We start from the raw sequence: 20152 nt of genomic DNA, 5'->3' as shown, positions 1-20152 counted from the left end.
CCTACCCGGGCAACGGCTTGAAGACGGGCTTCTCGGTCAGGCCGGCATCGTCCTCGCAGCCGAGCTTCCGCACGACGGCGAGGGTGACGGAGTGGAGGACCGTGAGGGTGGCCTCGCGGACGGGAACGGTGTCGGGGAGTTTGGAACGGAGGAAGGTGAGGCTCCCCATGATGAGGGCAGGACGCTTGTCGGACCCCTGGAGACGGGGGCTCACGCACGTGACGTAGAGCTCCACCCTCCGTGGCCCGGAAAGGGCCTCCACCCCCATGTCGTACGGATGCATGTCCCCCGCATGCTCATCCCCGGGAAGATCGATCGTTCCGGAGAGACGGAACTCGATGCTGACCTCGTCCGAGCTTGTGGGAGCACTGACACGGCACACGGAGCGCCTCGGAGCCCATCCCTCGGCTTCGGGGTAGTCCGCGAGCAGCTCGCCCGTGGCCCGATCCAGTCCACCCCGCGGGTCGTGGTCGAACCTCTTGGTGTTCAGCACCGTCTCCAGCGCCCGGCCCGCCTCCGGCGACAGCGTGTCGTCGCACTGCCGGGCCGCAATGACGCGCTCCGGTTCCGGCTCCTCGCCCCTGCCGCAGGCAGTGGCGAGGAGACACACGGCCAGCCCGAGAACGGCGCCCCTCAGTGCCCTCCGCACAGACGCCCTCACACGTCACCCCGTTTCGTTCCCCGGCCTGAAGACCGGCTTCGCGTCCAGCCCCGCGTCGTTCTCACAGCCGAGCTTCCGGACGACGGCGAGGGTGACGGAGTGGAGGATCGTGAGGTGGGCTTCGCGGACGGAGGCGGTGTCGGGGAGATCGGACCGGATGAAGTTGAGTTCCCCCATGACGGGGGCGGGACGCTTGTCGGACTCCTGGAGCCGGGGGCTGGTGCACCTGACGAAGAGCCGCGCTCGTTTCGGCCCGGACAGGGCTTCCACGCCCATGGCATACGGATGAAGACTCGCCACGCGATCGCCCCGAGCGAGCTCGGTCTCCCTGTAGAGGTGGAACGCGATGGTGATCGCGTCCGAGCTCGTGGCCGGACTGGCGCGACACAGACGGCGCGTCGGCGATCTCCGCTGGCCCCTGTCGTAATCTGCAACCAACGCGTCGGCGGTCCGTTCCAGCCCACCCGTCGGAGCATCGTCGAACGTCTTCGTCTTCAACACCGTCTCCAGCGCATGGGCCGCCTCCCGAGACAGAGTGTCGTCGCACTGTTGCGCTGCCACGACGCGCTTCGGCTCCGGTTCCTCGTCCCCGCCGCAGGCGGTGGCGAGGAGGCATATGGCCACCCCTGAGGCGGCACCCTTCAGTACTCTTCCGACGGAAATACTCGGCAGTCCCACGATCACCCTGTCTCCGGTCCCTGGCCGAGCTGTGTGGCGAGCGAGTTGCCGTTGAGATAGCCGACGCGGGCAGCCACGTAGAGACTCCCCTCGAACCCTTCGCGCCACTGGTCCCTGTGCACGTCGGAGAAGTGGGTCGTCGGGGACAGGGCACTGTGCCTGCCGGCCCTGTGGACGGCCTGCCGGTCCTCGTCCATCGCGTCCTCCGTGGCATCCTTGTGTTCTTCCTTGGCCTTCTCGGACCAGTCCCCGACGACCACGCCCGCCAGCGTCTCCATGGCGCCCGCGCCCGTGTCGACCGCGAGCGGAACGAGGATGGCGGCAGCTCCCGCGGCGGCGACGGTGGCCGGCACGAAGGCGACCCCCGCCGCGATGGCGGCGGTCGTCCCGAACTGCACCCACGCCCCGCGCTCCTCCTGCGCCTTCTCGTAGTCCTCGATGATCTTCTCGCCTTCGGCCACGATCTGCCGCGCACGCGACTCGTCGAGCACGCCCTGAAACTGTGCCCCCGTGGTCGCGGCTTTGATGGCGGCGTCCTCGTCGATCCGCCCGTCGGCGCCGACCTGTGCCTCCAGCACGCTGGTGGTGTAGAGGCGGTCGGCAGTCGACATCGTCGCGTACGAGTCCGGGTACTGCCCCAGGACGCTCAGGAAGTTGATCGCGTTCTGCTCGCCGAACTCAGGGTGGGCCGCCCTGATGTCGGCGGTGTCCTTCAGCGACTTGCCTTCGACGTCCGGCGCGTAGGGGGAGGACGGTTCGTTCCCGTTCAACGCCCAGCTCAGGTCGTCGACGTAGCCGGCCCCCATGTTGCCCAGGCTGTCGGCCAGAGCCGACTGATGCTTCTTGACGAACTCGGCGTCTCCACCATAGGTCTCCACGACCTCCGCCATGATCATGCCCGTGGTGGCATCCCTGCGGAGCCCGGCACTCGCATCGTCCCAGGCGTGCCCAAGCGTCGCCGCCTCCAGGGCGTGGCCCAACGCGTCCGGCATGTAGTCCTTGGCCGCCGGGGCATCGTCCTCGGTGACGTGGTCCGAGAAGGACGCGTACTTCTCGTCGGCGAAGAAGTTGAGGTACTGGTCGACGGGGTTGCCTTCCTTGTCCTTCCCCAGGTCCAGCGTCCCGCCCGCGCTCCCGTCCCGCTCGTACGACGTGGGCTCGGCCGAGAAGAACTGCTTCGCCGCCTCCGGGCTGTGTCCCAGCGCCTCCAGGACCGGGATCACCGGGTCGAAGCCGTGGCCGTTGGTTCCGGAGGGGTTGTACGTGCCCTGGGCGCGGGGGCCCATCAGCATGCGGTCGGGCTTGAAGAGGTCCGGTTCCTTCGCGTGGAGCTGGGTGACGTGCTCGGCGATCGGGACGAGGAACTTCGGGTGGTAGTCGCCGTACCGCAGGAGCCCGCCGAGCAGCTGGTAGCCGTACGGGCCGCTGCCGTCGGGCCGCGAGGGGAGCGGGACGCGTTCGGTGCCGAGCTTCCGCAGCTCGGCGGACCATTCCTTGGCCCACCCTTCGTCCCCGCGCGTGGCGTTGGCGAGGTTGAGGCCCAGATTCTTCTGGAGGGCCTGGACGTCCGCCAGGCGCTCCTCGTCCCGCTCCTCCGACCCCTGTCCGCCGGTGTCGGCCGCCAGCTCGCCGAAGAACTCCAGGGCGCCCTTGGTACCGAGCCGGTCGTAGAAGGTCCGGGAGAACTCCCCCGCCTTCTGGTTGTCGGCGAGCAGCTCGTTGAGCTGCTCCAGCTCCGCGTGCGTGAGGCTCCGGCCCTTCCGCGCCAGTTCGGCGGCCCGGGCGGCCTCCTCGGCGTCGAGGCTCGTGTACGTCGGGGCGCTGAAGTTGTGCGCGTCGCCGGTGATGTTGGCGCGCAGGGCGTTCGCGCAGGACACGTCGGCGTCGTCGCAGCGTTCGACGGCGGCCTTGATGCGTTCCGCCATGGCGTTGGCCTTGAACTGTTCGTTCCGCAGGGTCCGGTCGTGCTCCGGGTCGTTGCGGGTAGTGGCGTCCGGCACCACCGAGTGGCGGGACTCCACCGACCCGTCGGCCTTCACGAGGAGACCTTTATCCGGGGCCTCGACCTCCACGAGCTTCTTCAACTCGTCCTGGGCCTGCTTGAACGTCTCGTAACCGTCCTTCAGGATCTTCTGGATCCCCTCGGCCGCCTTCGCCGCGTCCGCGAACTCCTTGGCGGTCTTGTCGATGAACGGCTTCGTCACCTCGGCGTTCAGGCCCCGCCAGTCCTCCGCCCTGGTCTGGTCGACCATCGTGCGGCGGGCGTCCTCGGCGAGTTCGTCCAGCTTGCGTTTCATCTCGGACCAGCGGTCCGCCGCGTCCTTCATCCGGCCCAGAGGCGCCCGGTACACGTCGTCGAAAGTCAGCACGGTCCGTCCGCTCCCCGCCTACTTGAAGTATTCGCTGATCTTGGACACGGAGAGGGAGGCACCGATCTCCACGTCGTCCTTCGCGTGCGAGGCCACGCTGTAGTCGAGGTGGTTGGAGATGTGCGCGACCGCGTGCAGCAGGGTGCGGAGCTGGAAGCCCCAGGTCTCCTGGACGGTGGACAGGGCCGATCCCGTACGGAAGCCGTGGCCGGACAGCGCCGTCGCCGCCTCGTAGCTGTCCATGCGGGCGTGGTTGCCGTCCTTCGCGAGCCGGCCGTGCAGCTCGTACGCGGCATGACCGATCGCGCCGAGGTGGTCCTGCTTCACGGAGAGGTCGACGCCGGGGCTCCAGCGCCCCGGGTCGGTCGGCACCCCGTTGAGCCGCATCGCGGCACCCTTCGCCGTAGCCCACTCGTCCTCGAACGCCATGCCGCCCCCTCCGTCCAGCACCGAAGCCCCAAAGTTTACTTACGCACAGGGACACGCACAGACGTACGCGTCGAGATCCGGCCTGATGCAGGAAATGGCTGGACGCGACGAGACACCCCCCGAACAGGGCTCTTCCGATGCCCGGATGAACGTTTACTCCTGCTATCGGCCAACCCTCAGCGGTGCTGATCCGTCAGGTCCGCGCGCCCTTCCATGAACGGCGTGTGGCGGCGGCGTTGCGGTCCCGTGGCGCGGGTCCGTTCGCCCTTGAGGCCCTTTCCCGGGCCGCCTAACGTCGTCGTTGTCGCCACACCGCGTGGTCGGCACCTCCACACGACCGTGTGCCCGAGTGGTTCAGGGGCTCGTCTGCAAAGCGAGTGACGCGGGTTCGAATCCCGCCGCGGTCTCTGTTTCCGGGCATCCCCGTTCGGCCTTCCCCGGCCGTGCGGGGATGTGCCACAGTCCGCCGCATGAACGATCACGGCAGACGCAGACTGGGCACCCTCGTGGGTGTCGGCCTGGCCGGGGGGCTGCTGCCCGGCATCACCTTCGACGGCGAGGGCGTCGACGTCCTTCTCGGGCTGATGGTCACGGCGCTCGTCGTGGTCGTGCTCACCCAGCTCGTGTACGTCGGGCCCTCGGGGCGGGTGCCGGTGCGGGTGCTCGCCGTGTTCGGGGCGATCGGGTTCGCGCAGGACGCGTTGATCTGGTGGCTGCTGTCCTGGCTGGCGCCGAAGATCTCAACCCTGCACGTCGAGGGGTGGGGGACGGTCCTGCTGGCCGCCCTCCTCACGCGCGGGAGCGTGCTGGCCGCCTCCCAGCTGACGTCCCGCGTGGAGATCGCGCAGGAGTGAGGCCCGGGCCGGCGTACCCGGCCCGGGCCCGGACGGTCAGGGGGTCGCCGCCACCGCCGCCTGGGGCCGGATCGGCAGGCGGTTGACCGGGCGGCCGGTGGCCGCGCGGACGGCCGCCGCGACGGCCGCCGGGGAGGTGACGACCGGGACGGCGCTGGCCGGCTTCGCCCCGAAGGGGGCGACGACGTCCCGCTCCTCGACGAGCTTCACGATGTGGATGTCGGGGGCGTCCAGCGAGGTCGGCAGGGCGTAGCCGGTGAGGTCGGGGTGGCGGACCAGACCGCGGGCGGTGCGCAGGTTCTCGGTGAGGGCCGCGCCGACGCCCTGGGTGACGCCGGCCTCGATGCGGGTGGCGAGCTGGGCGGGGTTGAGGATCCGGCCGACGTCCTGGGCGACGGCCATCTCCACGACGCGGACGGCGCCGAGTTCGATGTCGACGTCGACGACCGCGCGGATCGCGCAGAAGGCGAGGCCGACGAAGGCGTCCCCCTGGCCGGAGGCGTCCAGCGGCTCGGTGGGGTGCGGGCGGCACTGCGCGGTGGCCCACAGCTCCTTGCCGTCCATCTCCTCGGCGACGGTGGTCGACAGGACGCCGTCGTACGAGGTGATCTTGCCGTCGCTGATCTGGAGCAGCTCCGTCGACATGCCGAACTTGTGGGCCAGCGGCTGGAGGAGCTGGGTGCGGACCATCTTGGCGGCGCGTTCGACGGCGCCGCCGGAGACCCAGGTGTGGCGGCCGTGGGTGGCGGCGCCGGCCGGCGGCTGGTCGGTGTCGACGGGGGCGACGTGGACCTCGTCGACGCCGAGGGTCTCCTGGACGATCTGGCGCGCGAGGGTCGAGAAGCCCGAACCGGTGTCCACGGCCGCGCAGATGACGGTCGCGACGCCGTCCAGGACCCGGACGGTGGCGGTGGAGACCTCGTCGGTGCCCTCGGCGCCGAGCATGTGCACCATGCCCAGCGCGTAGCCCACGCCCCGCCGCACCGCGCCGGGTTCGCCCGCGCCCTCCGGTCCGCCGGGCAGCAGCCAGTCCTCCTCCGGGGTGTCCTTGGGGAGGGCGGGCAGCCGGAAGTCGCGTACGGCGGCGAGGAGTTCGGCGACGGGGGCCGGGCAGGTGACGGTCTGGCCGGTGGGCAGGAGGTCGCCGGTGGCCAGGACGTTCCGCATGCGCAGCTCGGCGGGGTCGAGGCCGAGCCGGCCGGCGAGCTTGTCCATCTGCGCCTCGTAGGCGGCGCACACCTGCATGGCACCCTCGCCCCGGACGTGGCCGGAGGGCGGGTTGTTGGTGCGGACGGCCCAGCCCTCGACGAAGGCGTGCGGGACGACGTACGGCCCGCAGGCGAAGGCGACGGCGGCGGCGAGGGACTCCGAGGAGGAGTCGGCGTAGGCGCCGGCGTCGAGGAGGATCTGCGCCTCGACCTTCACCAGCCGGCCCTCGGCGTCGGCGTGGTGGCGGTAGCGCAGCAGGGTGGGGTGGCGGTGGGCGTGGCCGAGGAAGGACTCCTCGCGGGTGGCGGTGAGCTTCACCGGGCAGCCGGTGCGCAGCGCGAGCAGGCCCAGCGGGATCTGGAAGCCGGGGTCCTCGCGGTCGCCGGTGGCGCCGGGCACGCCGGTGACGACGACCTTGACCTGGTCGGGGGCGAGGCCGAAGCAGGCGGCGGCGAGGTCGCGGTCGGTGTGCGGGTCGGTGGAGGCGGTGTAGAGCTCGACGCCGCCGTCGGGCCGGGGCACGGCGAGTCCGGCCTCGGCGCCGATGGGGGCGGGGTCCTGGCGGCCGACCCGGTAGAGGCCCTCGACGACGACCTCGCCGGTGGCCTCGGGGTCGCCGAAGCTCAGCGGGATGTGCCGGATCAGGTTGCCGTCGGGGTGGAGGGGTTCGGCGGCGAAGGCCTTCTCCGGGTCGGTGACGGGCTCCAGGAGCTCGTACTCGACGAGGATGGCGGCGGTGGCGAGCCGGGCGGTGTCGGGGTGGTCGGCGGCGATGGCGGCGATGGCCTCGCCGTGGTGCCGGACCAGGCCGTCGGCGAAGACGGGCCGGTCGGCGACCTGCCGGCCGTAGGTGGCGGCGCCGGGCACGTCGGCGGCGGTCACCACGGCCCGTACGCCGGGCATCGCCTCGGCGGCCGAGGTGTCGATCGAGACGATCCGGGCGTGGGCGTGCGGGGAGCGCAGGACGGCGGCCCACAGCAGGCCCTCGGCCCACAGGTCGGAGGCGTACGGGAAGGTGCCCTCGGCCTTGGCGCGGGCGTCGGCCTGCGGGAGGGAGGCGCCGAGTCCCTGGAGCGGGGTCTCGGGCTCCGGCGCGGCCCCGGCGGCCTCCGCGAAGGGGAGCGTGGGAATGGCGGTCGTCGCGTCGCTGCTCACGCCCTGCCTCCGTCGTGCTGGTGCGGGATGCGGGCGGAGGCGTCGTCCTCGCCCGCGGTGGCGTGCTCGGTGGCGCCGGCGGCGCGCTCGGCGACGACGTCCTCGACCGCCTGGAGCACGCCCTTGTAGCCGGAGCAGCGGCAGAGGTTGCCGGCGAGGGCCTGGCGGGTCTCCAGCTCGGTGGGGGCGTGGTTGCCTTCGAGCAGGTCGTGCACGGTCATGCACATGCCCGGGATGCAGAAGCCGCACTGGACGGTGCCGCAGCGGGAGAGCGCCCGCTGCACGTCGGACGGCTCGCCGTCGGTGGCGAGCCCCTCGACGGTCCGCACCTCGCTCCCGGCGGCGGTCGCGGCCGGGACCAGGCAGGAGGCCACGAGCCGGCCGTCCACCTGGACGTTGCACGCCCCGCACTCGCCCTGCGAGCAGCCGTCCTTGGCCCCGGCGAGCCCGAGCCGCTCGCGGAGCACGTAGAGCAGCGACTCCCCGATCCAGGAGTCGGTGACGGGCCGGTCGGCGCCGTTGACCCGCAGCACGTAGGAGGTGTGCGGGTGCTCGTCGCTGTCGACGGAGGTGTACGAGGGCACCGGGGCGTCCGGGACGGCCGGGACGGCCGGGGGGTCCGGGACGACCGGCTCTGCACCGGCCGGCTCGACGACCGCCCCGGGCTCCGCTTCCGGCTCCGGCTCCGCCACCGGTTCCGTCACCGGTTCCGGCTCCTCCGCGGACGAGGGCTCCCCGGCGGACGGGGGCTCCTCGACGGGCTCCGGTACGGGCTCCGCCGCGGCCTCCGGCACCGCCCACGGCGCGGGCGCTCCGCCCGGCAGGGTCGGCGGCGCCTGCTCGTACGAGACGGGCTCGGGGACGGCCGGCTCCTCCGCGACGGACGCGACGGGCGCGGCCGGCTCGACGGGTGCGACGGGCTCGACCGACTCGGCGGTCGCGACCGGCTCGGCGGACTCGGGACGCGCGGGCGGGAAGCCGGGCGCTCCCGGCGGTTCCTGGAGGGCCCGCGCCGCCTCCGGGGCGGCCGGGGCCTCCCACTGTCCGGTCCCGCCGAAGTGCCACTCCGCCGTCGCCTGCGGGTCGTGCTCCGCGTACGGGCGCGCGGCCGGCACGCCCGCGGGCTCCTCTCCGTACCCGTGCGGCAGCGACTCGGGCCCCTGCTCAGGGAAGGCCCCCTGCTCCGCAAAGGTGCCCTGCTCCGGGAAGGACCCCCGCTCCGCGAAGGGTCCCTGCTCCGCGAAGGCCCCCTGCTCCGCGAAGGTGCCCTGCTCCGGGAAGGGGCCCGGCGCGAAGAACTCCACGCCCTCGGCGGGCTGCGTCAGCGGCTGGAGCGGCACGATCATCGGCGGCGTGTAGCCGTGGCCCGGCGCCTCCAGCGGCACCCCGTCCAGCATGAACTCCGGCGGCAGGTGGACGAAGGCGGTCGCGCCCTCGTCGTACCCCTCGCTCTGCGGGATCGGCTCCCAGCCGCCCGGCGCGGCCGGGGCCGCCGTCTCGTTCGGCTCGTGGTTGCTGGTGCTCACGACAGGGCCCTCCCCAGTGCCCGGCGGGCGAGTGTGGCGACGGTGCGCCGCAGGTGCTGTACGGCGGGCGGCAGCTGTTCCTCGCCCGGCGGATCGGGGACGCAGGCGGCGGCCACGTACTCGCCGAAGGCCGCCAGGGCCTCCGGGGCGAGCCCCCGGTCGTTGTCCCAGTCCACCAGGGAGGCGATCCAGCGCTCGGCCTCCAGCGGGCGCAGCGGCATCGGGGCGACCGCGCCGACGGCGCAGCGGACCCCGCGCCGGGCCGGGTCGAGGACCACGGCGACGGAGGCGGTGGCGCGGGCCGGGCCGGTGCGGCCGGTGGCCTTGAGGAAGACCTGCGGGGCGTGCAGCAGCGGCACCCGGACGAAGGCCACGAGCTCGCCGGGGGCGAGCAGGTCGCGGCCGGCGAGCAGGTGCGAGACGGGGATCTCGCGGCTGCCGAGCGGGCCGACGACGACGAGGTCCGCCTCCAGGGCGGCGAGCACGGGCAGCGAGTCGCCGGTGGGCGCGGCGGTGACGACGTTGCCGCCGAGGGTGCCGGCGTTGCGGATCTGGGGCGGCCCGGCCGCGCGGGAGGCGGCGGCGAGGGCCGGGATGAGGGCGGCGAAGTCGGGGCGGCCCATGCGCGCGTGGGTGAGGCCGGCGCCGAGGAGGGCGTGGCCGTCCTGGTACTGCCAGCCGCGGATCTCGTTGATGCGGCCGAGGCCGACGAGTCCGGCGGGGCGGAGCTGACCGCGGTTGACGGCGGCCATGAGGTCGGTGCCGCCGGCGACGGGCACGGCCGCCGGCATGGCGGTCAGCGCGGCCACCGCCTCGTCGAGCGAGGCGGGCAGCGTCACGGACTGCGCCGTCTGTGGTGCGTGCGTGGTCAACCCGCTGCCCCTTCCCGGTTGTCCCGGTACGTCCCCGACTGTGCCCGGCCGCCGCGCGCGTGCGAGCAGGCACACGGCGCGCCTGTGTGTGGGCGTACCGTACGTGCTCACAGGCCGGACGTGGCAACTCTGGCACATCTTCCGAGCCGTCCGGAGCGAGGGGCCGCGTGCGCCCCCTCCCTCCGGGGTGCCCCGGTCGGCCGGGACGCCCGGGATGGCCGGAACCGTCCCGGGACGCCACGGGACGCCCCGACAGAGAAGGTAACTCCCGTTTCGCCGCTCCCGGGTGACCCCGGAGAGCGAGGTGGCTCACACGATCGGGGGCGGTCCGTCGATCGGGCGCCCGAGGAGACCGGGGCGGCGCTGCCACGGAGCGGGGCCGGCGGGCGGCCGGTAGGCGACGCCGAGGGCGTCGAGGCGCCGGTAGTGGGTCTCCATGCGGCGCAGGAAGCCGTCCGTGTCGCGGGCGGCGGGGGCGGGCAGCGCGGACCAGGCGACCTCGGCGAAGGCGGCGAGGCGGGGGAAGACCTGGTAGTCGACGCGGTCCCGGTTCTCCATCACCTCGGTCCACACGTTGGCCTGGGTGCCCAGGACGTGACGGGCCGCCGCCTCGGACAGGCCCGGCGGGACGGGCTCGAAGCGGTAGACGTCCTCCAGGGTCCGCACGAAGCCGATCGGCACGGGCTCGTCGGGCCCGCCGTCCTGCCGGTGGTCGAGGTACACCTGCTGCTCCGGGCACATGACGACGTCGTGCCCGGCCTCGGCGGCGGCGATCCCGCCGCCGTAGCCGCGCCAGGACGACACGGCCGCGCCCTCCGCCAGGCCGCCCTCCAGGATCTCGTCCCAGCCGATGAGCCGGCGGCCCCGGTCGGCGAGCCAGCGGTCGAAGTGCCGGACGAACCAGGACTGGAGGCCCTCCTCGTCGCCGACGCCCAGCTCCGCGATGCGCGCCTGCGCGGCCGGGGACGCCTTCCACTGGTCCTTGGGGCACTCGTCGCCGCCGATGTGCACGAAGGTCGACGGGAAGAGCTCCAGGACCTCCTCCAGGACGCCCTCGTAGAAGCGGAGCACCTCCTCGGTCGGGGCGAGGACGTTCGGGTTGACGCCCCAGGTGTCCCAGACGGTGAGGGCGGCGGTGTCGACGACGTCGGTGTTGCCGAGCCAGGGGTAGGCGGCGATGGCGGCCTGCGAGTGGCCGGGGATGTCGATCTCGGGGACGACGGTGATGTGCCGCTCGGCGGCGTAGGCGACGATCTCGCGGAGGTCGTCCCGGGTGTAGAAGCCGCCGTGCGGGGTGTCGTTCCACAGCGGCGAGGCGCGGTGGCCCCACTTGGAGCGGGCCCGCCAGGACCCGGCCCCGGTGAGGCGGGGGTACCGCTCGATCTCGATCCGCCAGCCCTGGTCGTCGGTGAGGTGGAAGTGGAAGACGTTCAGCTTGTGCGCGGCCATCAGGTCGAGCAGCCGCAGCACGTCCTCCTTGGCGGTGAAGTGCCGGGAGACGTCGAGGAGCAGGCCGCGCCAGCCGAAGCGGGGGCGGTCGGTGACCTCGGTGTGCGGCAGGGCCCAGCTCCGCCCGGGCAGCGGCGCCCGGCGGTACGCGTCGGGGCCGAGGAGCTGCCGGAGGGTCTGGGCGCCCCAGAAGAGCCCGGCGGGGCCGCCGCCGTCGAGGAGGACGCCGTCGCCGGTCACGGAGAGCCGGTAGCCCTCGGGGCCGTGCTCCTGCCCGGTCTGCGGGGAGATCCGCAGCCGGACGGCGCCGGGTCCGGTGCCGTCGGGCAGGGGCAGGCCGGTGGCGGCCCCGAGGACGGAGCGCAGCCAGCGGGCGGTGGGGCCGGTGCCGGGTCCGGCGTCGAGGGAGGTGTCCGCGCCGAGCGGGAGCAGGCCCTCCGGGTGGCCGGCCGTCAGGGGCGCCGGGATCAGGTCCGGGTCGGTCATCGCGTCAGTCCTTCACCGCCCCGCCCAGTCCGGAGACCAGGCGGCGCTGTACGAGTACGAAGAAGACGAGCACCGGGATCGTCATCACGGTCGACCCGGCCATGATTCCTCCCCAGTCGTTCTCGTCGGGTTTGAAGAAGACGAGCAGGGCCATCGGGAGGGTCGACTGCGAGGTGTCGCTGATGAGGAAGGACTTGGCGAAGAGGAAGTCGTTCCAGGTGGAGATGAACGAGAAGACGCTGGTGGCGACGAGGCCGGGCAGGACCAGCGGGAAGAGGATCGTCCACAGGAAGCGGGCGTGGCTCGCCCCGTCGATCCGGGCCTGTTCCTCCAGCGCCTCGGGGACGGCCCGGACGAAGCCGCGCAGCATCCAGATCGCGAAGGGCAGCGAGAAGGCGAGGTGCGGCAGGACGAGCGAGCCGAGGGTGTTGAGGAGTCCGGCGTCGCGCATGAGGAAGAAGAGCGGGATGGTCAGCGCCTCCACCGGCACCATCTGCGCGACCAGGAACATGACGAGGAGGGTGGTGCGGAAGCGGAAGCGGAAGCGGGTGACGGCGGTCGCCGCGAGGAAGGCGATGACGGCGGAGGCGAGGACGACCGCCGTCGCCACCAGCAGGCTGTTGAGGAAGTAGCGGCCGAAGTCCTGCTGTTCGAAGACCCGCCGGAAGGAGTCGAGGGAGGGCGAGAGCGTCCAGGGCCGGGGCTCGGTCGACTGGATCTCGCCGGCCGGTTTGAAGGCCGAGAGGACCATCCAGTACAGCGGGAAGGCGACGACGGCGGCGGCGAGGAGGGCGGCGGCCTCGGCGAGCAGCCGGCCGGGGCGGCGGAGGGCGGGGCGGCGGAGGGCGGTCACAGTTCCTCCCCCTGGCGGCGCAGGATCCGCAGGTACACCAGGGTCACGGCGAGCAGGATGAGCAGCATGACGACGCCGATCGCCGCGCCCAGGCTGTACTGGGAGGAGGCGAAGGCCTGCTGGTAGGCGTAGACGTTGAGGACGAGGTTCTGGCCGGCGATGCCGCCTCCGTTGGTCATGACGTAGATCTGGGTGAAGACCTTGAAGTCCCAGATGACGGACTGGATGGTGACGACGGCGAGGATCGGGCGGAGCAGCGGCGCGGTGACGGTGCGCCAGATCCGCCACTGGGAGGCGCCGTCGAGGGCGGCGGCCTCCAGGACCTCGGCGGGGACGGCCCGGATGCCGGCGTAGACGGTGACCATCACGAAGGGGAACGAGCACCAGACGACTTCGAGGAGGACGAGCGCGAAGGCGCTGTACCGCCCGTAGGTCCAGGAGAGGTCGCCGAGGCCGAGGAGCCGGTTGACCGGGCCGAAGTCGGCGTCGAAGAGGAAGACCCAGACGGTGGAGCCGGTGACGGCCGGGGTGGCCCAGGCGCCGAGCGCGGCGAGCATCAGCGCGAGGCGGGGCAGCGCCCGTACCCGGGTGAGGAGCACGGCGAGCGCGCAGCCGACGGCGAGGGTGCCGGCCACGCAGGCGGCGGCGAAGACCACGGTGGCGAGGAGGACCTGGCGGAACTGCGGGTCGGCGAAGAGCGCGGCGTAGTTGCCGAAGCCCTGGAAGGAGGTGGGTTCGCCGCCGCTGACCTGGGCCTGGGTGTACTCCAGGAAGGAGATCAGGCCGAGTTGGTAGACGGGGTAGACGAGGAGGGCGCCGAGGACGGCGAGGGCGGGCAGGAGGTAGAGCCAGGGGGTCCAGCCGGAGGTGCCGGTACGGCTCCGGGGGCGGCGCGCGGGTCGTTTCGCGGCGTCCGCGGGCGCGGGCGGGGCGGGGGCGGTGAGCGTCATGCGGGTCAGCCCGCCTCGGCGAAGGCGGCGTCCATCTTCTTCGCCGCGTCGGCGGCGGCGGTCTTCACGTCCTTACGGCCGGCGGCGATCTCCTGGAGCATCGTGGGGACGACGAGCGAGGAGTCGATGCGGCCCCAGGCGGCGGTGGCGGGCACGAACCTGGTGCCGGCGGCGAGGGTGTCGATGAAGGGCTTCACGAAGGGCTTGCGGCCGGCGGCGTCGGCGCGGACGTCGGTGAAGGTGGGGAGGAAGCCCATGGCGTCGAAGAGCCTGGCCTGGGTCTCCTTGCCGGCGAGGCGCTTCATGAGGTCGACGGCGAGGGTGCGGTGCGAGGTGGACCTGAGGACGCCGATGTTGTTGCCGCCGGCGAAGGCGGGGGCGATGGACCCGGGGGTGGTGCCGGGGAGCGGGACGACGGCGTACTTGCCCTTGACCCGTCCGGCCTCGACGGCGGCGTGGCTGAAGTCGCCGCCGATGGCCATGCCGGCCTTGCCGGCGGCGAAGGCGGTGATGGTGGCGTTGCCGCCCATCTGGGCGCAGGTGGAGGCGGGGCAGTTGTCGTCGCCAAGGAGCGAGGTGTAGGTGGTGAGGCCCTTGACGGCGGCCTCGGAGGCGATGGCGGCCTTGTAGGCGCCGGAGCCGTCCGCGGTGGCGAGGTCGCCGCCGGCGGCCCAGACGAAGGGCAGGGCGCCGTAGGTGAAGGCGCCGCCGGCGGCGAGGCCGTAGAGCCCGGGCTTCTCCTTGCGGATCTTCTTCGCGGTCGCGACCAGTTCGTCCTGGGTCTTGGGGGCGGCGAGGCCGAGCTCCCGGAAGACGTCGGTGCGGTAGTAGAGGGCGCGGACGCCGACGAAGAGCGGGGCTCCGTAGACCTTTCCGCCGACGGTGACGGACTCCCGGGCGGTGGGGTCGGCGTCGGCCGCCTGGTCCCAGGCGGTGAACTCGGCGGTGACGTCGGCGAGTCCGCCGTCCTTCACGTAGCCGGCGGTGTCGGTGTTGCCGTACTCGATGACGTCGGGGGCGGACTCCGGGTCGTTGAAGGCGGCCTTGACGCGCTGGGCGCGGGTCTCGACGGGGATGTACTCGACCTCGGCCCTCACGCCGGGGTTCTTCTCCTCGAAGGCGGCGACGACCTCGTCGACGACCTTCTCCTTGGGCTGGTTGGCGACCTCCTGGAAGAGCCAGACGCGCAGGGTGCCGGTCTTCTCGTCCCCGCCGGCGGCGGGGACGGAGGTCTGGGGCGCGCAGGCGGCCAGGACGAGGGCGGCGAGCGGCAGGGCGACGGGGGCGGCGATCCGGGCAGGAAGCTTCATGACGTTCCCCTCCGAGCGTGCGTTGCACCATGTGCAACGAGCGTTTCGTTCCTCACAACAACAGCGGTGAGGTTAGGCGCGCCCGGCGATCACGACAAGAGGTCTCGACCAATTCGGGCCCGCCGGACGCCCCGGAGGACCCCGCCGGGCACCCCCGCGGAACGCCGCCGGGCGCACCCCCGCCGGACCCAGCCGGACCCCGCCGAACCCCGTCGCCCACCCCGGAGAACGCGAACGGCCCCCGTCGCACGCACCGGTGGCGCGTACGACGGGGGCCGTCCCGACGGGTCCGGAGGGAGGGGTTACTTCCCCTTGCCGCCGTCCTTGCCGCCCTTGTCCTTGTCCCCGCCCGAGCCCATGGACTCGTAGATCTCCTTGCACATCGGACAGACCGGGTACTTCTTGGGGTCGCGCCCCGGCACCCAGACCTTGCCGCACAGTGCGACGACGGGAGTGCCGTCGAGGGCACTCGCCATGATCTTGTCCTTCTGGACGTAATGGGCGTAGCGCTCGTGGTCGCCGTCACCGTGGGACACCTGCGGCGTCGGCTCGACGAGGGTTCCCGTACCTGCCCCGCGCTCGGGCTCGAGAGTGCTCATGGGACCCAAGGGTACTGAACCCCGCGGGCCTCAGTTGAGCGAAGGGTCGTCGGGGTAGGTGGCGACCATCGCGAGGTCGCCGCGCTGGCGCCGCAACACCTGGCGCCAGAGGGTCTCGGGGGTCGGGGAGGAGACGTCGCCGGGCTCGGACTCGACGACGTACCAGGCGCCTTCGGTCAGTTCGGTCTCCAGCTGGCCGGGGCCCCAGCCCGCGTAGCCGGCGAAGATGCGGAGCGCGCCGAGCGCGGGGCCGAGGAGTTCGGGCGGGGTCTCCAGGTCGACGAGGCCGATCGCGCCGAAGACCCGGCGCCAGCCGAGCGGACCCTCGTCGCCGGGGATGACGGCGAGGCCGAGGGCCGCGTCGAGGGAGACGGGGCCGCCCTGGAAGACGACGCCCGGCTCGCCGGCCAGACCGGCCCAGGCGGCGAGCACGTCACCGACGGTGACGGGGGTGGGCCGGTTGAGGACCACGCCGAGCGAGCCCTCGTCGTCGTGATCGAGCAGCAGCACCACCGCGCGGTCGAAGTTCGGGTCCGCGAGGGCGGGGGTGGCCACGAGCAGCCGTCCTGTGAGCGAGGACACCTCGGTCATGCGACACATGATCCCGCATCTTCGGCGCGCGCGGGGGGTTCTCGGGCGCGGGGCCGGAGGAGTCCGGGGGAATCCGGGGGAAAGCGAACGAGCCTCGCAGGTCGGGAGGGGCGGGACGGGACACGCCGAACCGCCCGGCGGGGACAAGCGGACGGTGACACTCCGCAAGATCACGGAAACGGAGGGTGTTGTGCCGAATTCATTACGTCTGCCAGGCACCCCGAGGGGCCCGATCGGGGTCCAATGGCCCCTTACCCTTTTCTCTGGCCACCCGACCGACGACTCCGGAACGCGAGATTCATGACCGGCACAGACAGCCATGACGTACTGCTCGTCCACGGCGGTACCCCGCTCGAGGGCGAGATCCGCGTCCGCGGCGCGAAGAACCTCGTGCCCAAGGCGATGGTCGCCGCCCTGCTCGGCAGCGGTCCGAGCCGACTGCGCAACGTGCCGGACATCCGCGACGTGCGCGTCGTCCGCGGGCTGCTCCAGCTGCACGGCGTGACGGTCCGCCCCGGTGACGAGCCCGGCGAACTGGTGCTGGACCCGACGCACGTCGAGTCCGCCAACGTCGCCGACATCGACGCCCACGCCGGCTCGTCCCGCATCCCGATCCTCTTCTGCGGCCCGCTGCTGCACCGTCTGGGGCACGCCTTCATCCCCGGCCTCGGCGGCTGCGACATCGGCGGCCGGCCCATCGACTTCCACTTCGACGTGCTCCGCCAGTTCGGCGCGACCATCGAGAAGCGGGCCGACGGCCAGTACCTGGAGGCCCCGCAGCGCCTTCGCGGCTGCAAGATCCGCCTCCCGTACCCCTCGGTCGGCTCGACCGAGCAGGTGCTGCTCACCGCGGTGCTCGCCGAGGGCGTCACCGAGCTGTCGAACGCGGCGGTGGAGCCCGAGATCGAGGACCTCATCTGCGTCCTGCAGAAGATGGGCGCCATCATCTCGATGGACACCGACCGGACCATCCGGATCACCGGTGTCGACCGGCTCGACGGCTACACCCACCGGGCGCTCCCGGACCGCCTGGAGGCGGCCTCCTGGGCGTCCGCGGCGCTCGCCACCGAGGGCAACATCTACGTGCGCGGCGCCCAGCAGCGCTCGATGATGACCTTCCTCAACACCTACCGGAAGGTCGGCGGCGCCTTCGAGATCGACGACGAGGGCATCCGCTTCTGGCACCCGGGCGGCTCGCTGAACGCGATCCACCTGGAGACCGACGTCCACCCCGGCTTCCAGACCGACTGGCAGCAGCCGCTGGTCGTCGCCCTGACGCAGGCCTCCGGCCTCTCCATCGTCCACGAGACGGTGTACGAGTCCCGGCTCGGCTTCACCTCGGCGCTGAACCAGATGGGCGCCCACATCCAGCTGTACCGCGAGTGCCTGGGCGGCTCCGACTGCCGCTTCGGCCAGCGCAACTTCCTCCACTCGGCGGTCGTCAGCGGCCCCACCCGCCTCCAGGGCGCCGACCTGGTCATCCCCGACCTGCGCGGCGGCTTCTCGTACCTGATCGCGGCCCTCGCCGCCCAGGGCACCAGCCGGGTCCACGGCATCGAGCTGATCAACCGCGGCTACGAGAACTTCATGGACAAGCTCGTGGAGTTGGGCGCCAAGGTCGAGCTGCCGGGCAGCGCGCTCGTGTAGGGCCTTCTCCCGGACGTACGGAAGGGCGGCCACCCCGGAGGGGGTGGCCGCCCTTTTCGTGCGCCTGCAGGCTGCTTACTTGCCCTTGGCGGCTTCCTTGAGCTTCGAGCCCGCGGAGACCTTCACGCTGTAGCCGGCCGGGATGTTGATCGGGTCGCCGGTCTGCGGGTTCCGAGCGGTGCGAGCGGCACGGTGGGTGCGCTCGAAGGTCAGGAAGCCGGGGATGGTGACCTTCTCGTCGCCCTTGGCGACGACCTCGCCGACGGTCTCGGCGAGGGCGGCCAGCACGGCGTCGGCGTCCTTGCGGGTCACCTCGGCGCGGTCGGCCAGCGCGGCCACCAGCTCACTGCGGTTCATGTTGTTACTCCCGTGTTCTTCTTGCCTGTGAGGCGTGAGATCGAAGCCGATGCTGCCAGGGGCCTCGGACAGCCCCCGGAACCGGGGTCTGCCTCTCGTGGATCCCTCGCGCCCTGGGGGTTCCCCCCTGGACGAAGTCCTCGGGGGAGCATCCTGCCCCCACCAGCGGCGGGAACGCCAATCCGGCACCCCCTGGGGGCACACGGAAAGCGCCGGAGCCCCCTGGTGGTGACGTAGCGTCGACTCCCCGCAAACGGTGCGGAGCCGAAAAGCCACCCTAAAGGCGGGTTTACGGCTCCGCGAATCGCGACACGCTCGGTTACCGCCCCCCGGGGGACGCCCGAGGGGCCTCCGGGGGCCTCGCGGGGGCCGTCAGGCGCCCGCGCCCGCCGCCTTCGCCGCGGTCCGGACGGCGCCGGCGACGGCGCCCGCGACCTTGTCGTTGAAGACGGACGGGATGATGTAGTTCGGGTTCAGCTCGTCCTCGGTGACGACGTCCGCGAGGGCACTGGCGGCCGCGAGCATCATCTCGGTGTTCACCGTGCGGGACTGCGCGTCGAGCAGGCCGCGGAAGACGCCGGGGAAGACCAGGACGTTGTTGATCTGGTTCGGGAAGTCCGAGCGGCCGGTGGCGACCACGGCGGCGGTCTGCCGGGCGGCGGCCGGGTCGACCTCCGGGTCGGGGTTCGCGAGCGCGAACACGATGGAGTCCTCGGCCATCGCGGCCACGTCCTCGGCGCCCAGCAGGTTCGGGGCCGACACGCCGATGAAGACGTCGGCGCCGACGACCGCCTGCTTGAGGGTGCCGGTGACGCCCTCCGGGTTGGTGTTGTCGGCGATCCAGCGCAGCGGCGAGTCGGCCGGGGCCTCCACCAGGTCCTCGCGGCCGGCGTGCACGACGCCGTGGATGTCGGCGACGACCGCGTGCTTCACGCCGGCGGCGAGCAGCAGCTTGAGGATCGCCGTACCGGCCGCGCCGGCGCCGGACATGACGACCTTGACGTCCCCGACGCCCTTGCCGACGACCCGCAGGGCGTTGGTGAGGGCGGCGAGCACGACGATGGCGGTGCCGTGCTGGTCGTCGTGGAAGACCGGGATGTCCAGGGCCTCGCGCAGCCGCGCCTCGATCTCGAAGCAGCGGGGGGCGGAGATGTCCTCCAGGTTGATGCCCGCGAAGCCCGGGGCGATCGCCTTCACGATCTCGACGATCGCGTCGGTGTCCTGGGTGTCCAGGCAGATCGGCCAGGCGTCGATGCCGGCGAAGCGCTTGAAGAGGGCGGCCTTGCCCTCCATGACGGGCAGGGCGGCCTTGGGGCCGATGTTGCCGAGGCCGAGGACGGCGGAGCCGTCGGTGACGACCGCGACCGAGTTGCGCTTGATGGTGAGGCGGCGGGCGTCCTCGGGGTTCTCGGCGATCGCCATGCACACGCGGGCCACGCCCGGGGTGTAGATCATCGAGAGGTCGTCACGGTTGCGGATGGGGTGCTTGGACGCCATCTCGATCTTGCCGCCGAGGTGCATCAGGAACGTACGGTCCGAGACCTTGCCGAGGACGACGCCCTCGATGTCCCGCAGCCGCTCGACGATCTCGTCGGCGTGCGCGGTGGAGGTCGCGGCGATGGTGACGTCGATCCGGAGCTTCTCGTGGCCCGAGGCCGTGACGTCGAGGCCGGTGACGGAACCTCCGTGGGACTCGACCGCCGCCGTGAGCTGCGAGACCGCGGTGCCGCTCGCGGGCACCTCCAGCCGGACCGTCATCGAGTACGAGACGCTGGGCGCCGTTGCCATGGCCGGATTCCTCTGCTTTCCCTAGCTTCGTTGCTACGCCGCCCCGGCTGGTTGCCCTGGCGGCGCCCTCCGATGGTCGCACCTACCTGCCGGTAGCAGGTAATGCGGTCATTTTGTTTTCGGAAAGTAGTTTCCACCATACGAGAGAAGTGGGAGCAACAGAAGAGGCCCCGGTCATCGGAAGACGACCGGGGCCTCAACTTCGTATGTACGTCTAAGTGACACCGGCCCGCCATGCTCGCCTCGCGGCAAGTGGTCCCTCTGAGGGACGAAGGTTGGGCCCGGGGGCTTGGATCGAGCCGGTGTCACGACCAGGCTAACAAACCCTCCCCGAAGGTGATTCCCCCGGCGCGCGTCGACCTGGGATCG

The 20152-nt window shown here is 72.3% G+C and carries 17 protein-coding genes and 1 tRNA gene; 3 read left to right on the top strand and 15 right to left on the bottom strand.

Annotated elements, in window-relative coordinates; genetic code table 11:
• Position 1: 1 nt before the first annotated feature.
• The 4 genes from ACF1ED_RS23910 to ACF1ED_RS23895 are packed head-to-tail and all read right to left on the bottom strand — an operon-like array spanning position 2 to position 4137.
• A complete protein-coding gene (locus tag ACF1ED_RS23910) occupies positions 2–661 on the bottom strand; it encodes a hypothetical protein (RefSeq protein WP_391763626.1) in 660 nt (219 codons plus the stop codon).
• Positions 662–664: 3 nt separating this feature from the next.
• Positions 665–1345, bottom strand: a complete 681-nt coding sequence (locus ACF1ED_RS23905) for a hypothetical protein (RefSeq protein ID WP_391763624.1) — start codon at positions 1343–1345, stop codon at positions 665–667.
• Entirely contained in the window at positions 1342–3708 is a 2367-nt protein-coding gene (locus ACF1ED_RS23900) for a hypothetical protein (protein WP_391763622.1), read from the bottom strand. Before ACF1ED_RS23900 ends, ACF1ED_RS23905 begins: the two co-directional genes overlap by 4 nt.
• A gap of 18 nt (positions 3709–3726) precedes the next feature.
• Complete coding sequence (locus ACF1ED_RS23895) at positions 3727–4137, bottom strand: hypothetical protein (RefSeq protein WP_391763620.1); 411 nt, start codon at positions 4135–4137, stop codon at positions 3727–3729.
• 335 nt (positions 4138–4472) lie between these two features.
• Between ACF1ED_RS23895 and ACF1ED_RS23890 the strand changes: the two genes are divergently transcribed.
• Both ACF1ED_RS23890 and ACF1ED_RS23885 read left to right on the top strand, forming a co-directional pair.
• Positions 4473–4544: transfer RNA gene (locus ACF1ED_RS23890), tRNA-Cys, on the top strand.
• 63 nt (positions 4545–4607) lie between these two features.
• The gene (locus ACF1ED_RS23885; RefSeq protein ID WP_391763618.1) at positions 4608–4991 is read left to right on the top strand and encodes a hypothetical protein; all 384 of its coding nucleotides are present in this window, start codon (positions 4608–4610) and stop codon (positions 4989–4991) included.
• A 36-nt stretch (positions 4992–5027) separates the two neighbouring features.
• Here the strand turns inward: ACF1ED_RS23885 and ACF1ED_RS23880 are convergent, their stop codons facing one another.
• The 9 genes from ACF1ED_RS23880 to ACF1ED_RS23840 all read right to left on the bottom strand — a co-directional run bounded on the left by ACF1ED_RS23880 (position 5028) and on the right by ACF1ED_RS23840 (position 15991).
• The gene (locus ACF1ED_RS23880; RefSeq protein ID WP_391763616.1) at positions 5028–7355 is read right to left on the bottom strand and encodes a xanthine dehydrogenase family protein molybdopterin-binding subunit; all 2328 of its coding nucleotides are present in this window, start codon (positions 7353–7355) and stop codon (positions 5028–5030) included.
• On the bottom strand, positions 7352–8881 hold the full coding sequence (locus ACF1ED_RS23875; RefSeq protein ID WP_391763614.1) for a 2Fe-2S iron-sulfur cluster-binding protein: 1530 nt from the start codon (positions 8879–8881) through the stop codon (positions 7352–7354). The genes ACF1ED_RS23880 and ACF1ED_RS23875 overlap by 4 nt, the downstream gene beginning before the upstream one ends.
• Positions 8878–9753, bottom strand: a complete 876-nt coding sequence (locus tag ACF1ED_RS23870) for an FAD binding domain-containing protein (RefSeq protein ID WP_391763612.1) — start codon at positions 9751–9753, stop codon at positions 8878–8880. Before ACF1ED_RS23870 ends, ACF1ED_RS23875 begins: the two co-directional genes overlap by 4 nt.
• 309 nt (positions 9754–10062) lie before the next feature.
• Positions 10063–11688: a beta-N-acetylhexosaminidase gene (locus ACF1ED_RS23865; RefSeq protein WP_391763610.1), complete on the bottom strand. Its 1626-nt coding sequence runs from the start codon at positions 11686–11688 to the stop codon at positions 10063–10065.
• Positions 11689–11692: 4 nt separating this feature from the next.
• Positions 11693–12541, bottom strand: a complete 849-nt coding sequence (locus ACF1ED_RS23860; protein WP_391763608.1) for a carbohydrate ABC transporter permease — start codon at positions 12539–12541, stop codon at positions 11693–11695.
• Entirely contained in the window at positions 12538–13491 is a 954-nt protein-coding gene (locus ACF1ED_RS23855) for a carbohydrate ABC transporter permease (RefSeq protein WP_391763606.1), read from the bottom strand. Before ACF1ED_RS23855 ends, ACF1ED_RS23860 begins: the two co-directional genes overlap by 4 nt.
• 5 nt (positions 13492–13496) lie before the next feature.
• Positions 13497–14801 (bottom strand): extracellular solute-binding protein, encoded by a 1305-nt coding sequence (locus ACF1ED_RS23850; protein WP_391763604.1) that lies wholly within the window; start codon positions 14799–14801, stop codon positions 13497–13499.
• Between the two features lie 302 nt (positions 14802–15103).
• A complete protein-coding gene (locus ACF1ED_RS23845) occupies positions 15104–15400 on the bottom strand; it encodes a DUF3039 domain-containing protein (protein WP_043227505.1) in 297 nt (98 codons plus the stop codon).
• Positions 15401–15430: 30 nt separating this feature from the next.
• Positions 15431–15991 (bottom strand): YqgE/AlgH family protein, encoded by a 561-nt coding sequence (locus tag ACF1ED_RS23840; protein WP_391763602.1) that lies wholly within the window; start codon positions 15989–15991, stop codon positions 15431–15433.
• A 300-nt stretch (positions 15992–16291) separates the two neighbouring features.
• On the opposite strand from ACF1ED_RS23840, the gene murA reads away from it, so the two are divergent.
• Positions 16292–17638 carry a UDP-N-acetylglucosamine 1-carboxyvinyltransferase gene (gene murA / locus ACF1ED_RS23835; protein ID WP_391763600.1) on the top strand — a complete coding sequence of 449 codons (1347 nt, stop codon included), beginning with the start codon at positions 16292–16294 and terminating at the stop codon, positions 17636–17638.
• Between the two features lie 75 nt (positions 17639–17713).
• Here the strand turns inward: murA and ACF1ED_RS23830 are convergent, their stop codons facing one another.
• Together ACF1ED_RS23830 and ACF1ED_RS23825 are read right to left on the bottom strand one after the other, a co-directional pair.
• Complete coding sequence (locus tag ACF1ED_RS23830) at positions 17714–17995, bottom strand: HU family DNA-binding protein (protein WP_017237029.1); 282 nt, start codon at positions 17993–17995, stop codon at positions 17714–17716.
• Positions 17996–18367: 372 nt separating this feature from the next.
• Positions 18368–19783: an NAD-dependent malic enzyme gene (locus ACF1ED_RS23825; protein ID WP_391763598.1), complete on the bottom strand. Its 1416-nt coding sequence runs from the start codon at positions 19781–19783 to the stop codon at positions 18368–18370.
• Positions 19784–20152 lie beyond the last annotated feature (369 nt).

This window comes from Streptomyces sp. NPDC014656, assembly GCF_043084305.1.
Taxonomy (GTDB): Bacteria; Actinomycetota; Actinomycetes; order Streptomycetales; family Streptomycetaceae; genus Streptomyces.
The sequence above is the reverse complement of the archived record's forward strand: the minus strand, read 5'-3'. Positions and strand labels throughout refer to the sequence as shown.

What these genes read in the sequence shown, in the direction of transcription:
- ACF1ED_RS23895 (WP_391763620.1), bottom strand. Translation starts at nt 4,137, where the DNA reads ATGGCGTTCGAGGACGAGTGGGCTACGGCGAAGGGTGCCGCGATGCGG.
- ACF1ED_RS23885 (WP_391763618.1), top strand. Translation starts at nt 4,608, where the DNA reads ATGAACGATCACGGCAGACGCAGACTGGGCACCCTCGTGGGTGTCGGC.
- ACF1ED_RS23865 (WP_391763610.1), bottom strand. Translation starts at nt 11,688, where the DNA reads ATGACCGACCCGGACCTGATCCCGGCGCCCCTGACGGCCGGCCACCCG.
- ACF1ED_RS23855 (WP_391763606.1), bottom strand. Translation starts at nt 13,491, where the DNA reads ATGACGCTCACCGCCCCCGCCCCGCCCGCGCCCGCGGACGCCGCGAAA.
- ACF1ED_RS23850 (WP_391763604.1), bottom strand. Translation starts at nt 14,801, where the DNA reads ATGAAGCTTCCTGCCCGGATCGCCGCCCCCGTCGCCCTGCCGCTCGCC.
- ACF1ED_RS23845 (WP_043227505.1), bottom strand. Translation starts at nt 15,400, where the DNA reads ATGAGCACTCTCGAGCCCGAGCGCGGGGCAGGTACGGGAACCCTCGTC.
- ACF1ED_RS23840 (WP_391763602.1), bottom strand. Translation starts at nt 15,991, where the DNA reads ATGACCGAGGTGTCCTCGCTCACAGGACGGCTGCTCGTGGCCACCCCC.
- murA (WP_391763600.1), top strand. Translation starts at nt 16,292, where the DNA reads ATGACCGGCACAGACAGCCATGACGTACTGCTCGTCCACGGCGGTACC.
- ACF1ED_RS23830 (WP_017237029.1), bottom strand. Translation starts at nt 17,995, where the DNA reads ATGAACCGCAGTGAGCTGGTGGCCGCGCTGGCCGACCGCGCCGAGGTG.
- ACF1ED_RS23825 (WP_391763598.1), bottom strand. Translation starts at nt 19,783, where the DNA reads ATGGCAACGGCGCCCAGCGTCTCGTACTCGATGACGGTCCGGCTGGAG.